We start from the raw sequence: 15,901 nt of genomic DNA, 5'->3' as shown, positions 1-15,901 counted from the left end.
CGCCTCGATCGGGTCACCCAACGCCGTACCCGTACCGTGCGCCTCCACCACATCGACCTCGGACGCCGTCAGCCCCGCATCCGCCAACGCCTGCCCGATCACGCGCTGCTGCGCCGGACCGTTCGGGGCCGTCAGCCCGTTGGACGCACCGTCCTGGTTAACCGCCGAACCACGCACCACCGCCAGCACCCGATGGCCGTTGCGCTCCGCGTCGGACAACCGCTCCACCAGCAGCAGCCCGACGCCCTCACCCCACGACGTACCGTCCGCCGCCGCCGCGAACGCCTTGCAGCGGCCGTCCACCGCAAGACCCCGCTGACGCGAGAACTCGATGAAGGCACCGGGAGTGGCCATGACGGTCACACCGCCCGCGAGGGCGAGCGTGCATTCGCCGGACCGCAGCGCGCGTACGGCCAGGTGGAGGGCCACCAGGGACGACGAGCACGCCGTGTCGACCGTCAGGGCCGGGCCTTCGAGGCCGAAGGTGTACGCCAGCCGGCCCGAAACCACGCTCGCGGCGTTGCCGGTGCCGAGGTGGCCGCCGAGTTCGTCCTGGGCGTGGGTGAGGAGGGCGGCGTAGTCCTGGCCGTTGGTGCCGACGAACACGCCGGTGCGCGAGCCGCGCAGGGTCGCCGGGTCCAGGCCCGCGTGTTCGAAGGTCTCCCAGGTGGTTTCCAGCAGCAGTCGCTGCTGCGGGTCCATGGCCAGGGCCTCACGCGGTGAGACGCCGAAGAAGGCGGCGTCGAAGGTCGCGGCGTGGTCGAGGAACGCGCCGAGCCGCGTGTAGCTGCGGCCGGCGCTGCCGGGCTCGGGGTCGTACAGCGCGTCCAGGTCCCAGCCACGGTCGTCGGGGAACGGCCCGACCGCGTCCCGGCCACCCGCCACCAACTCCCACAGCTCTTCCGGCGAACCGACACCGCCCGGATAGCGGCAGGCCATGCCGACGATCGCGATCGGCTCGTCGTCGGCCCTCTGGACAGTGGTGCGCGTGGCGTCGGGACCGCTCGGTGTGGGGAGGTCGGTCAGCAGGGTGCGGAGCTGTCGGGCGAGTGCGGAGGGGGTCGGGAAGTCGAAGACGGCGGTGGCGGGCAGCCGTAGACCGGTGTCGTCGGCGAGCCGGTTGCGCAGTTCGACGGCGGTCAGGGAGTCGAAGCCCATGTCCTTGAAGGCACGGCCGGGTTCGACCTCCGTGGCGGAGGCATGGCCGAGTACGGCGGCGACGGCGGCGCGCACGGTGTCCAGCAGGTGCCGGTGCCGTTCGGTCTCGGGCAGCCCGGCCAGCAGGGCGGCGAAGGGGTTGCCGTCGTCGGCGACGCCCTCCAGGGCCTGTCGGGCGGCGCGGATCTCCTCGAAGAACGCGGTGTGACGCACGGAGGTGAAGGCCGGTGCGAACCGCTCCCACTCCACGTCCGCCACGACCACGCATGCCTCGCCGCCCGCGAGGACGTCCTCGAGTACGCCCTCCAGCGCGCCGATAGCCGTCCCCGGTTCGAGGGACCGCAAGCCGCGCCGTGCCAGTTCGCGCCCGGCCGGGCCCTCGGCCGCCATGCCCGAACCCGCCCACGGGCCCCAGGCCACCGCGCAGCCCGCGAGACCGCGTGCCCGCCGTGCCGACGCCAGGCCGTCCAGGTAGGCGTTGGCGGCCGAATAGCCCGCCTGCGTGGCACTGCCCCACACGCCCGAGATGGACGAGAACACGACGAACGCGTCCAACTCCCGTTCGCCCAACACCACATCGAGGTTGGCCGCGCCCAGCGTCTTGGCGCGCATCACGTCGGCCAGGCTCTCGGCCGATGTCTCCAGCAGGGGGCCGGAGTCGGCGGCACCGGCCGCGTGGATCACGGCGCGCAGCGGCGGGCCGTCGGCGTCGATCCGCTCCACCAGTGCCGCGAGTGCGGCCCGGTCGGCGACATCGCAGGCCTCCGCACGGACCTGGGCGCTACCCAGTTGCTCCAGTTCCGCGACGGTCTCGGCGGCTCCGGGGGCGTCGAGTCCCCGGCGGCCGACCAGCACAACGCGTTCGGCACCGCGCTCCACCGCCCACCGGGCGACCCGTACGCCGAGCCCGCCCAGGCCACCGGTCACCAGCACCGTCCCGGACGGCGACCATCCGGCCGCCGCGCTGTCGCCGCCGGGCGCGGGTGCCAGACGACGGACGAACACCCCGGACTGCCGTACGGCGACCTGGTCTTCGGCCCGTTGCGCGAGCACGCCGCGCAGTCGGGCGGCGGCCCGCGCGTCCGGGTTTTCGGGGAGGTCGATCAACCCGCCCCAGAGGGTGGTGAGTTCGAGAGCAGCGACCCGGCCGAGGCCCCAGACGCCGGCCAGTTCGGGGCGCACTCCTCCGTCGGAGTCGCCGACCGACACACCACCGCGCGTGACACACCACAGCCCGCCGGTCACGCCGACGCCCGCGTCGTCCACGGCCTGGACGGCGGCCAGCACGGAAGCCGCCCGGGCCACCGGGTCCTGGTCGCCGTCCGCACCGGGTCCGCCGTGGAGCAGCAGTACGCCGCCCAGGGGTGCGCCGACGGCGGCGGCCAGGATGCGTTCGGCCAGTTCGGCGCGGCTGTCGTCGCCCACGGCCAGTGGCACGGCGTCGGCACCCGCCGCGCCGAGCGCGTCGGTGAGCCATGCGGTCAGCGGGTCGTCCGTCCCGGTACGGGGTACGAGGACGAGCCAACGGCCGGACAACGCGGCCTCGGTGCCGCCGCCCAGGCCACCGCCCAGGCCCGGACCGGTCGCCGGACGCCAGACGACCCTGTACCGCCGGCTGTCGGCCTGTGCGGCGGCACGGCGACGACGCCACCATGCGGACAGGGCCGGCAGTACGGCACCCGCGCCCTCCAGCACCTCACCGGCGTCCACGCCCAGCACACGGCTGAACTCCGTGACGTCCCCGCCCTCCACCACCCGCCAGAAACCCGCGTCGACCCCGGCCGCGTCGGCTCCCCCGGCGGCTTCGACCGCCCGAATCCCCGTCCCCGTCCCTGCTGTTCCTGTCCCTTCCAGCCAGTAACGCTCGTGTTGGAAGGCGTACGTCGGGAGTTCGGTCCGTCGGCCGCCGGGCAGCAGCGCGGCCCAGTCCACCGGTACCCCGCGCACGTACAGCGCGGCGAGCGCCGCCAGCAGCGTCGTCGCCTCGGCGCGACCCCGGCGGACGGCCGGAACGGCGGCGGTACGGGCACCCGTCTCGGCTGGACCCTCGGCCGCCTCGTCCAGCGGCGTGGTGACGGCCGACGCCATGCCGCTGAGCACGCTGTCGGGGCCGAGTTCGAGGAACGTCCGGACGCCCTCGCGGTGGAGCGCGGCGACTCCGTCGGCGAAACGCACGGTCTCGCGGACGTGCCGGACCCAGTACTCGGGCGAGCACAGTTCGTCGGCCGTGGCCAGGTGGCCGATGAGGTTAGAGACGACGGGGATGCGCGGGGCCTGGTACGTCAGGCCTTCGGCCACCCGCCGGAACTCGGCGAGCATCGGGTCCATGAGCGGCGAGTGGAAGGCATGACTGACCGTCAGTTGCTTGACACGGATGCCCTGTTCACGCCAGCGTGCCTCCAACTCGGCGACGGCTGCCGCGTCTCCGGACACCACGACCGACGACGGGCCGTTGACCGCCGCGACGGCGACGCGCTCGTCCAGCTCCGGCAGTACGTCCGCCTCGGACGCCTCCACCGCCAGCATCGCACCACCTGACGGCAGTTCACCCATCAACCGGCCCCGCGCAGCAACCAGCGTGCACGCGTCGGCCAGGGACCACACCCCCGCCACGTACGCGGCAGCGACCTCGCCGATCGAATGCCCCGCTACGACGTCCGGGGTCATCCCCCACGACTCCAGCAGCCGGAACAGCGCCACCTCGACCGCGAACAACGCGGGCTGCGTGAACTCCGTACGGTCGATCAATCCGGCCGCATCATCGAAGAGGACGTCCCGCAACGGCCGTTCGAGTTCCAGCAACCCGTCGAACCGGGCGCACACCTCGTCCAACGCCTGCGCGAACGCAGGAAAGGTGTCGTACAACTCCCGTCCCGCGCCCACCCGTTGGCTGCCCTGGCCGGAGAACAGCCAGGCGGTGCGGGGGTCGCTGCCCACGGTGCCGCGAGTCGCCGGCGTCGGGTCCTCGCCCGCCGCGAGCCCGCCGAGGGCGTCCAGCAGCGCGGCCCGGTCCTGGCCGACGAGTACCGCGCGATGGTCCAGGGCGGACCGTGTGGTGGCGAGGGAGTAGCCGGTGTCGAGCGCGGACTGCTCGGGCCGGGCGGTCAGGTGCGCCACGAGCCGGGCGGCCTGGGCGCGCACCGCCGCTTCCGTGCGGCCGGTGAGCACCCAGGGCAGCGGCGCGGGCGTGTCGGTGCCTGGGTGTATGGCTTTGTCGGTGTCGGTGTTCGGCGTTCCGGACGCCGACGACCCCGGCTCCTCAGCTACCTCGGCCTGGGGCTCGGGCTCGGGGGCCTGTTCCAGGATGGTGTGGGCGTTGGTGCCGCTGACGCCGAACGACGACACCGCCGCGCGGCGCGGGTGGTCGGTCTCGGGCCACGGCACGCTGTCCGTCAGCAGTTCCACCGCACCGGCCGTCCAGTCGACGTGCGGTGTCGGTGCGTCGATGTGCAGCGAGCTGGGGAGTTCGCCGTGCTGCATGGCCAGCACCATCTTGATGACGCCCGCCACACCCGAAGCGGCCTGGGTGTGGCCGATGTTGGACTTCACCGAGCCGAGCAGCAACGGCTGTCCGCTCGCCCCCCGCTCCTGGCCGTAGGCGGTCAGCAGGGCCTGGGCCTCGATCGGGTCGCCGAGGGTCGTGCCGGTGCCGTGCGCCTCGACGACGTCGACGTCGGCGGGGGTGAGGCGGGCGTTGCCGAGGGCGTCGCGGATGACGCGGATCTGGGACGGACCGTTGGGCGCGGTCAGGCCGTTGGAGGCACCGTCCTGGTTGACGGCCGAGCCACGGACCAGGGCCAGCACGGGATGCCCGAGACGCCGGGCGGCCGAGAGGCGTTCGACCAGGAGCAGGCCGACGCCCTCGCCCCAGCCCGTGCCGTCGGCGGCGGCGGCGAACGGCTTGCAGCGGCCGTCGGGCGCGAGGCCGCGCTGCCGGCTGAACTCCACGAACGCGCCCGGGGTGGACATGACGGTGACGCCGCCGGCCAGCGCCATGGTGCACTCGCCCGAGCGCAGGGCCCGTACCGCGAGATGCAGTGCGACCAACGACGACGAGCAGGCGGTGTCGACCGTGACCGCCGGGCCCTCCAGGCCGAAGGTGTAGGCGAGGCGGCCGGAGACGACGCTGGCGGCGGTGCTGGTGGCCAGGTAACCTTCGCCGCCCTCGGGGGCGGAGCCGAGCAGGGCGGCGTAGTCCTGGCCGTTGGTGCCGACGAACACGCCGGTGCGCGAGCCGCGCGCGGTCGCCGGGTCGATGCCCGCGCGTTCGTAGGCCTCCCAGGCGGTCTCCAGCAGCAGCCGCTGCTGCGGGTCCATGAGCAGGGCCTCGCGCGGGGAGATGCCGAAGAAGCCGGGGTCGAACTCGCCCGCCTCGTAGAGGAATCCGCCCTCGCGGGAGTAACTGGTGCCCCGGGACGGCGAGTCGGGGTCCTGGTCGGGGTCGTAGAGACCTTCGAGGTCCCAGCCCCGGTTGTCGGGGAACCCGCCGATGGCGTCGCCGCCCCCGGCGACCAGCCGCCACAGCTCCTCGGGGCTGTTCACCCCGCCGGGGAAACGGCACGCCATGCCGACGATCGCGATGGGTTCGCGCTCGGCTTCCTCGACCTCCCGCAGGCGCTCGTGCGCGTCGCCCAGGTCGGCGACGGCGCGCTTGAGGTATTCGCGGAGCTTGTCTTGGTTCGCCATTGCCTTTTTCACCCGGGGAGGTAGTCGTGTGCGCGAGCGGGTCGGGGCCGGACCGGAGTCAGCCCTGACCGAACTTCTTGTCGATGAGGTCGAACAGGTCGTCGTCGGAGGCGTCGTCCAGTTGTTCCAGTTGTTCCGCCAGGGCGGTCGTGGTGGGGGCGCCGGTGGCTTCGTTCCAGCGGGACACCAGGTCCTTCAGGCGGCGCGCGATCCTGGTCCGGGCGGCGTCGTCGGGTGCGATCGTGTTCAGGGCGGTGGGGGTGACGGAGGTCAACGCCGCTTCGAGCCGGTCGAGTTCGGTCATCAGCGGGACGACGGGGCCGTGGTCGACGCCGGTCAGCTCGGCATCGAGCCGCGCGGCGAGCAGGCTTGCGTTCGGGTGGTCGTACATGAGGGTGGTGGGCAGTTTCAGGCCCGTCGCGGAGCTGACGCGGTCGCGCAGCTCGACCGCGGTGAGCGAGTCGAAGCCGAGCTCCTTGAACGCCCGGTCGGCTTCGACGGCGTCGGCGGAGCCGAAGCCGAGGACGACGGCGACCTGTGCGCGGACCACGTCCAGCAGGGTCCGCCGCCGGTCGGCGGACGACTGCCCGGCCAGCCGGCCCGCCAGTTCGTCCGCCGCCTCCGGCTCGTCGCCGGCGGCGGTCCGCGCCGCCGCCTCGGCCGCCGCCATCGCGGCCATCTCGGGCAGCGCGGACAGCAGCGGGCTGGGGCGTACGGCGGTGAAGGAACCGCCGAACACGGCCCAGTCGACGTCGGCGACGACCGTGTCCTGGGCGATTGCCGTGGTGGTGGCGGTGGCCGCGCCCAGGGCGGCGAGCGCGGTGTGCGGCGACAGGGCACTCAGGCCCCGGCGGCGCAGGTGGTCCAGGATCTCCTGGCCGCCCGCCATGCCGCCGTCGGCCCAGGGGCCCCAGGCCACGGCCACGGCGGTGCGGCCCTGCGCCCGTCGGCGGCGGGCCAGGGCGTCGAGGTAGGCGTTGGCCGCGGCGTAACCGCCCTGGCCCGCGCTGCCCCAGACGCCCGCGATGGACGAGAACAGCACGAACGCGTCCAACGGCTCGTCGCCGAGCAGCTCGTCCAGGTGCCGCGCCCCGAGCACCTTCGCGGCGACCAGCTCGGTCAGTTCGGCGGGGCCGGTGTCCTCGATACGACTGCTCTGCGGCAGCCCGGCCGCATGCACCACGGCACGCGGCAGGTCCCCTGCGGCACGCAACCCGTCGAGCAGGGCCGCCAGTTGAGGACGGTCGGCCGTGTCACAGGCGGCGACGGTGACGCGCGCGCCGAGCGCGGTGAGTTCGTCGGCGAGTTCGCGCGCGCCGGGTGCGTCGGGGCCGCGACGGCTGGTCAGTACGAGGTGCTGGGCACCGTTCTGCGCCAACCAGCGCGCGACATGACCGCCGAGCGCCCCGGTACCACCGGTGACCAGGACGGTGCCCGAAGGGGCCCACGCGGGGGGCGCGGGCGTGGTGGGCAGGGTGGTCCCGGTGGGGGCAGTGGGCACGGTGGGGGCAGTGGGCACGGTGGGGGCACTGTGCCCGGTGGGGGCAGTGGATCCGGCGGGGGCAGTGGGCCCGGTGGGCGCAGTGGACCCGGCGGGGGCGTGCTCCAGTCGGCGTACGTACAAGCCGGCGGGCCGTACGGCCGCCTGGTCCTCCGACCAGCCGCCTTCCGGCCAGCCGTCCGATCGGGATGCCGACCGGGTCTCCGGCTGGTCCTGCGGCTGCCCGAGCATCGCGCACAGCAGTTCGCGGGCGCGCCCGTCCAGACGTTCCGGCAGGTCGACGAGGCCGCCCCAACGGTTGGGGTGCTCCAGCGCGGCGACCCGGCCAAGGCCCCACACCTGCGCCTGGTCCGGCGCGACGAGCGGATCGGCGGCCCCGGTCGAGACCGCGCCCCGCGTGGCACACCACAGCGGTGCGTCCACCCGGGCGTCGCCGAGCGCCTGGACCAGCGCGCTGGTCAGTGCCAGGCCGCCCGTCAGCGCGGGGTGGCCGGGGTAGGGGTCGGTGTCCAGGCCCAGCAGCGACAGCACGCCGACCGGTGTCCGGGAGGCGGCGATGCCCCGAAGCCGTTCGGCGAGCGCCGCCCGGTCGTCGCCCGGGGCGACCGGCACGACCGTCACGAGAGCGCCATGGCCGGTCAGTGCCCGGCGGACGGCGTCGACGAGGTCGGACTGCGACGAGCGCTCCGCACGTCCCGCCGACTCTGGCGGTTCCGGCAGGATCAGCAGCCACTCGCCGGTCAGCCGCACCGGTGCCGTGGGAGCGGGCAGCGGAACCCATGTCTCGCGGTACCGCAGCGCGTCCAGGGCCGAGCGTTCGCCCTGCCTACGACGCCAGCCGGCGAGGGTGGGCAGTACGGCACTCAGGGATTCGGCGATCTCGGGAAGGTTCTCGGGGAGATCCAGCGTCGCGGCGAGTGCCTGCGCGTCCTCGCTGTCGACGGCGTCCCAGAAGCGCGCCTCCACCGTGTCCCGCACCGGTGCGGACCGGGCGGCCGACGGGGCCAGCCAGTACCGCTCGCGCTGGAACGGGTACGTCGGCAGATCCACCGCCGCACCGCGCCAACCGCCGTACAGCGCGGGCCAGTCCAGGCGTTCACCGCGCGTGTACAGGGTCGCAGCAGCGGCGAGCACTCCGTGCGTCTCCCCGTGCGCCTCGCCGTGTGTCTCGTCCCTCGTCCCGGCCCGCCGCAGCAGCGGCAGCACCGCGAGGTCGGCGTCGACGTCGGCCTCGTCGGCCACCGTCTCGCGTACGGAGCCCAACAGCACCGCGTCGGGGCCGAGTTCGGCAAACGACGTCACACCCCGGGCGCGCAGCGCCCGCACCCCGTCGGCGAACCGCACGGTCGCGCGGACATGCCGCACCCAGTACTCGGGCGAGGACAACTCCTCCGGCGTGGCCAGCTCACCGGTCACGTTCGACACGAGCGGGATACGCGGGGCGTCGTACGTCAACCCCTCGGCCACCGACCGGAACTCGGCCAGCATCGGATCCATCAACGGCGAGTGGAAGGCATGACTGACCGTCAGTTGCTTGACCCGCAGGCCTCGTTCATGCCAACGCGACTCCAACTCCCCGACAGCCACGGCATCGCCGGACACCACGACCGACGAGGGTCCGTTGACCGCCGCGACGGCAACCCGCTCGTCCAGCTCAAGGAGTACGTCCGCCTCGGTCGCCTCGACGGCCAGCATCGCGCCGCCCGTCGGCAGGGCACCCATCAACCGCCCGCGCGCGGCCACCAACGCACACGCGTCCTCCAACGACCACACCCCCGCCACGTACGCGGCGCTGATCTCACCGATGGAGTGGCCCGCGAGGAAGTCCGGCGTGACGCCCCACGACTCCAGCAACCGGAACAGCGCAACCTCCACCGCGAACAGCGCGGGCTGCGTGAACGCCGTCTGGTCGATCAGCTCCGCGTCGGCCGAACCGGCCGCCGCGAACAGCACCTCACGCAGAGGACGTTCGAGCAACCCCGAGAAGGCCGCACACACCCCGTCGATCGCGGCCGCGAACACCGGGAACGACCCGTACAGCTCCCGTCCGGCACCGGATCGCTGGCTGCCCTGGCCCGAGAAGAGGAACGCCGTACCGCCGGCGGCGGCCCGGCCGCGTACCACGGACGGTGTCTCGCGGCCCTCGGCCAGCGCCTCCAGCGCGGCCACCAGCTCGGTGCGGTCCTTGGCAGCGCCTCGTGCGCCGCCCAGCACGACCGCTCGGTGCTCCAGCGTCGCCCGGCTGGTGGCCAGGGCATACGCCACGTCAGGCACCCGTACGGTCTCGTCCCGCAGCAGCGCGGCGACGCGCAGGGCCTGCTCGCGCAGGGCATCGGCGTCCCGCGCGGACAGCGGAAGGAGCGGCTCGGAAAGGGATAGGGAAGGGGAAGGGGAAGGGGAAGGGGAAGGTAGGGCGTCGGGCAGGGGTGCGGGCAGGAGGGCGTCGGGGGCCTGTTCCAGCACCGAGTGGGCGTTGGTGCCGCTGATGCCGAACGACGAGACCGCCGCCCGGCGCGGCCGGCCGGTCTCGGGCCACGGCCGGGCCTCGGTCAGCAGGCTCACCGCGCCGCGCGACCAGTCCACCTCGCCCGACGGCCGGTCGACGTGCAGGGTGCGCGGCAGCGTGCCGTGCCGCAGCGCCATGACCATCTTGATGACCCCGGCCATGCCCGAAGCGGACTGCGTGTGGCCGATGTTGGACTTCACCGAGCCCAGCCACAGCGGCTGGTCCTCGGCGCGGTCGTGGCCGTACGTCGCCAGCAGGGCCTGCGCCTCGATGGGGTCGCCGAGGGCGGTGCCGGTGCCGTGCGCCTCGACGGCGTCGACGTCGGCGGGGGTGAGGCGGGCGTTGGCCAGCGCTTGGCGGATGACTCGTTGCTGGGAGGGGCCGTTGGGGGCGGTGAGCCCGTTCGAGGCCCCGTCCTGGTTGACGGCGGAGCCTCGGACCACCGCCAGCACCCGGTGTCCGTTGCGCTGGGCGTCGGAGAGTCGTTCGACCAGCAGCATGCCGACGCCCTCGCCCCAGCCCGTGCCGTCGGCCGCGTCGGCGAAGGACTTGCAGCGGCCGTCGGCGGCGAGGCCGCGCTGTCGGCTGAACTCGGTGAAGATGTCCGGTGTCGCCATGACGGTCGCGCCGCCGACCAGCGCCATCGTGCACTCCCCGGCGCGCAGCGCCTGCCCCGCGAGGTGCAGCGCGACCAGCGACGACGAGCAGGCGGTGTCCACGGTCACCGCCGGGCCCTGGAGGCCGAGGGTGTACGCGACCCGGCCGGACGCCACACTGCCGGTGGTGCCGGTGAGCAGGTGGCCCTCCAGTCCCTCCGGCTTGTCCGCAGTGGCCGAGCCGTAGCCGCAGAACGCCGACCCCATGAAGACGCCGGTCACACTGCCGCGTACCGACTGCGGGTCGATTCCCGCCCGCTCCAGCGCCTCCCACGAGGTCTCCAGCAGCAGCCGCTGCTGCGGGTCCATCGCCAGCGCCTCACGCGGCGAGATCCCGAAGAACCGCGCGTCGAAATCGGCGACGTCGTAGAGGAAGCCACCCTCGGCCGCGTGCGAGGTCCCGGCCCGCTCCCGGTCCGCGCCCAGCAGCCGGTCCACGTCCCAGCCCCGGTCGGACGGGAACGGCCCGATGGCATCCGCGCCTTCGGCCACCAGCCGCCACAGGTCCTCCGGCGACCGGACGCCTCCGGGGAAGCGACAGGCCATGCCGATGATCGCGATCGGATCGTCGGCGGACGCCAGGATCGTGGTCACGGTTGCCTGCGGTACGGCCGTGGGCGCGCCGGTGGGCTCGTCGGTGCTGAACAGCTCGACGCCCAACTGAGCGGCCAGCGCACCGGCCGTCGGGTGGTCGAACACCAGCGTGGCGGGCAACCGCAGTCCGGTCGCCGCGTTCAGGCGGTTACGCAACTCGACCGACGTCAGCGAGTCGAAGCCCAACTCCTTGAAGGCACGGTCCGGATCGATCTCCTCGGGCGAACCGTGCCCCAGCACCGCCGCGACCTGCACCCGCACCAGTTCCAGCAGCCGCTTCGCCCGCTCCGCCGCGTCCAGCCCCGCCCACTGCCGTGCGAAGGCCTGGACTCCGGTGTCGGACGCCGCGTCCCACGCCCGGCGGCGAGGCGCACTCACCAGGCCGGTCAGCAGCTCGGGCAGCGTCCCTGCGGCAGCGTGCTCGCGCAGCCCCGCCCCGTCCAGCCGCACCGCCGTGGGCGCGGACGCCACTCCGCCCCACGCCGCGTCGAACAGCGCCATGCCTTGCCCCGCATCGATCGGCAACACACCGCTACGGGCCATGCGTCGGACGTCAGCCTCGTCCAAGGTGCCGGTCATGCCCCCGGCTTGGGACCACGGTCCCCAGGCCACCGAGGTCGCGGGCAGACCGGCGGCGCGACGGTACGCCGCCAGCGCGTCCAAGTAGGCATTGGCAGCCGCGTAGTTGCCCTGCCCGGCCGAGCCCAACACACCGGCCAGGGAGGAGAACAGGACGAACATCGACAGGTCGTGACCGGCGGTGAGTTCGTGGAGGTGACGTGCCGCGTCGGCCTTCGGGCCCCAGACGGTCGCCATGCGGTCGGGGGTGAGCGCGGTGACGAGACCGTCGTCGAGGACACCGGCGGTGTGGATGACGGCCGTCAGCCGCTCGGACTCCAACAGGTCCGCCACTGCGTCCCGGTCGGCCACATCGCAGGCCACGATCCGTACAGCGGCACCCAACTCGGCCAGATCGGCACGCAACTCCTCCGCGCCGGAGGCGTCCGGACCGCGCCGAGAGACCAACAGCAGGTTGCGGGCACCGTGTTCGGCCACCAGGTGCCGGGCCACATGTGCACCCAGACCGCCCGTACCGCCGGTGACGAGCACCGTGCGGTCCGGGTCCAGCGCCGCCGGGACGGTCAGCACGACCTTGCCGACATGCTTGGCCTGGCTCACGAAACGGAAGGCGTCACGGGCCTGGCGTACGTCCCACGCCCGCACCGGGAGCAGCTCCACCACACCCGTGCCAAACAGCTCCAGCAGCTCGGCCAGCAACTCCGCGATCCGGTCCGGACCCGCCTCGAAGAGGTCGAACGCCTGGTAACTGACTGCCAGTTCGGCCGCGTCACGGACGTCGGTCTTGCCCATCTCCAGGAACCGGCCACCCTCAGCCAGCACCGACAGCGAAGCATCGACGAACTCACCCGCGAGAGCGTTCAGCACCACATCAATGCCGCTGAACTTCTCCGCGAAGGCCGTGTCCCGGGAGGACGCGATGTGATCGTCGTCCAAGCCGAGACCGCGCAGCACATCCCACTTGCCCGGACTCGCCGTCGCGAACACCTCGGCACCCAGATGCTGCGCAAGCTGAATCGCCGCCATACCGACGCCACCGGCACCGGCGTGCACCAACACCCGCTCGCCAGCCCGCACTTGAGCCAGGTCCCGCCAGGCATACCAAGCCGTCAGGAACACCACCGGCACCGACGCCGCTTCGGCGAACGACCAACCGTCCGGCACCCGCGCCAACAACCGCTCGTCCGTCACCGCGACCGGACCGAACCCACCCGAGACCAGCCCGAACACCCGATCACCCACAGCCAGACCACCGGCCCCGGCCCCTGGCCCGGTCTCCAGCACCACGCCCGACGCCTCGATACCCAGCGGCACCGCACCGGGATACATCCCCAACGCGTTCAACACATCACGGAAGTTCACACCGGCGGCGCGCACCGCGACCCGCACCTCACCCACTCCCAACGGGGCCGTGGCCTCCTCGAACGGAACCAACTCCAGCGCGTCCAACGACCCCCGCACCACACTGTCCAACCGCCACGCGTCCGCACCCGACGGCACCGCCAGGACCTCGTCAGCCCCAGACCGCACCAGCCTCGGCACGGACAACTCACCCTCACACAACCGCAGTTGCTCCACGCCAGTGGCCAGCGCCGCCGTGAGCGCGGCCCAGGACTCCGCCGTACCGTCGACATCGGCCAGCACGAACCGGCCCGGGTTCTCCGCCTGCGCCGACCGGACCAGGCCCCACACCGCAGCCGCTTCCAGTCCGTTGGCCGCGCCGGTCAGGATGGCCAACCGGCCACCCGACTCCCGGCCCAGCCATGCCTGGAGAAGGGGCAGCACGGCCGCCGGCCCGTCCGAGGCGTCCAGCCGGACCAGCACATCGCCGCCGTCCGGCACCTCGGCCAGGCCACCGACGCGATGGGCGACGGCGAGACCGTCAGGCACCGGCGCGTGGACGTCGTCGCCCTCCGTGTCGAGCAGTACCCACGCGGGACCGGACGGCGGCTGTGGCAGCGGCTGCCGCAGCCAGCGCACCTCGTGGAGCGGCACCTCGTGACGGCTCGCCGGCACAGCCGTCGCCTGGCGCATGACGAGCGCACCGACCGACAGCACCGGCTGCCCGGTTCCGTCGACGGCGGTCAGTGAGACCGTGTCCGGGCCGCTGGACACCAGCCGCACCCGCAGCAGCGCCGCGCCGACGGCGCTGACCGAGACGGCCGACCAACTGAACGGCAGCCGTCCCGGCCCCTCGCCGAGCGTGCCGAGCCCCACGCCGTGCAACGCGCCGTCCAGCAGCGCCGGGTGCACGCGGAAACCCTCGGCGTCGCCGCGCCGGTCTTCCGGCAGCGCCACCTCGACGTACGTCTCACCGTCCCGCGACCAGGCCGCCCGCAGCCCCTGGAACAGCGGTCCGTAGACGTAACCGGCCTCCGCCAGACGTGCGTACAGCTCCTCGACCGGCACCGGTTCCGCTCCGGTGGGCGGCCAGACGGTCATCTCCGGTTGCGGCTGCGGCAGTTCGTCGGAGACGGTACCGAGCGCGTGGCGCGTCCAGTCGGCGTCGGTGCTGTCGGCAGGGCGCGCGTAGACGCCCAGGGTCCGTCGGCCGGTGTCGTCGGCGGGCTCGACCCGGACCTGTACCCGTACCGCCGTGTCCGCCGCCAGAACGAGCGGTTCGGTCAGCGTCAGGTCCTCCAGCAGCGAGCAGCCGACCTCCTCGGCGGCCCGTACGACCATTTCCACGAACGCCGTGCCGGGCAGCAGTACCGAGCCCAGCACCTGGTGTTCCGCCAGCCACGGTTGGGTGCGCAGCGACAGCAGTCCGGTCAGCAGGGTCGTCCCCTCACCGGCCACCATCACGCTGCCGCCGAGGAGCGGGTGGGCGACCGGCTCGACGCCGAGCGCCGACACGTCGCCGAGCCGCAGCGGTCCCGGCTCGGGCCAGAACCGCCGCCGCTGGAACGCGTACGTCGGCAGAACCACGCGCCGGGCACCCGTCCCGGCGAAGTAGGCCTCCCAGTCGGGCTCCGCGCCACGCGCGTACAGGGTCGCCAACGCGGTGTTGAGCGAGGTCAGTTCGGCGCGGTTGTGACGGAGCGTCGGAGAGCAGACGGCGTCGTCCGCATCCGTCAGGGTCTCCTGGGCCATGGCCGACAGCACCCCGCCCGGACCAAGCTCGACGAACGTACGGACACCGTGGCCGTACAACGACCGCACACCGTCGCCAAAACGGACGGCCTCACGGACATGCCGCACCCAGTACTCGGGCGAGCACAGTTCGTCGGCCGTGGCCGTCTCGCCGGTCAGGTTCGACACGAGCGGGATACGCGGGGCGTCGTACGTCAACCCCTCGGCCACCGACCGGAACTCGGCCAGCATCGGAGCCATCAGTGGGGAGTGGAACGCGTGACTGACCGTCAATCGCTTTACACGCAGGCCCTGTTCACGCCAACGTGACTCCAACTCACCGACGGCTCCCGCATCTCCGGACACCACGACCGACGTCGGACCGTTCACCGCCGCGACGGCAACGCGCTCGTCCAGCTCCGGCAGTACGTCCGCCTCGGACGCCTCCACCGCGAGCATGGCCCCGCCCTCAGGCAGAGCACCCATCAGCCGACCACGCGCAGCGACCAGCGTGCAGGCGTCCTCCAGGGACCACACCCCCGCCACATACGCGGCAGCGATCTCGCCGATCGAATGCCCCGCGACGAAGTCCGGCCGTACGCCCCACGACTCCAGCAGCCGGAACAACGCCACCCCGACCGCGAACAACGCAGGCTGCGTGAACTCCGTACGGTCGATCAGCTCCCCGCCCTCGAACAACACCTCCCGCAGGCCCTCGAACCGCGCGCACACGTCATCCAGCGCATCGGCGAACACGGGATAAGCGGCGTACAACTCCTGCCCCACACCCACCCGTTGGCTGCCTTGACCTGAGAACAGAAAGGCCGTACGACCTTCCGCCGTCGGCCCGGTCATGCCCTGTCCGGCTGCCACCTCGTCGAGACGGGCGAGGAGTTCGTCGCCGTCGGCCGCGACCAGCGCGGCGCGATGTCCGAGGGCGGCGCGGGCGGTCGCCACCGTCACGGCGACGTCGGCGACCGGCAGTGGGCTGGTCGTCAGGTGTTCGCGCAGCCGTTCCGCCTGGGCGGTCAGCGCGGCCGGACTGTGAGCGGAGAGGGGGATGACGACCGGGTTAATTGCGGCTGGTCGGGCAGCGGCGTCGGTCGTGGGGGCCTGTTCGATGATCACGTGCGCGTTGGTGCCACTCAT

Annotated in this window: 2 protein-coding genes; both read right to left on the bottom strand. The window is 73.1% G+C overall.

Annotation, left to right across the window (positions count from 1 at the left end; translation table 11 throughout):
* Positions 1-5,856, bottom strand: a 5,856-nt coding sequence (locus BMZ82_RS38265) for a type I polyketide synthase (protein WP_371271365.1), incomplete at its 3' end; no start/stop codon positions are given.
* Positions 5,857-5,902: 46 nt separating this feature from the next.
* A complete protein-coding gene (locus BMZ82_RS38260; protein ID WP_256252337.1) occupies positions 5,903-15,880 on the bottom strand; it encodes a type I polyketide synthase in 9,978 nt (3,325 codons plus the stop codon).
* Between the last annotated feature and the right edge of the window lie 21 nt (positions 15,881-15,901).

Origin of the sequence: Streptomyces sp. yr375, assembly GCF_900110755.1 — a bacterium.
Taxonomy (GTDB): Bacteria; Actinomycetota; Actinomycetes; order Streptomycetales; family Streptomycetaceae; genus Streptomyces.
The sequence above is the reverse complement of the archived record's forward strand: the minus strand, read 5'-3'. Positions and strand labels throughout refer to the sequence as shown.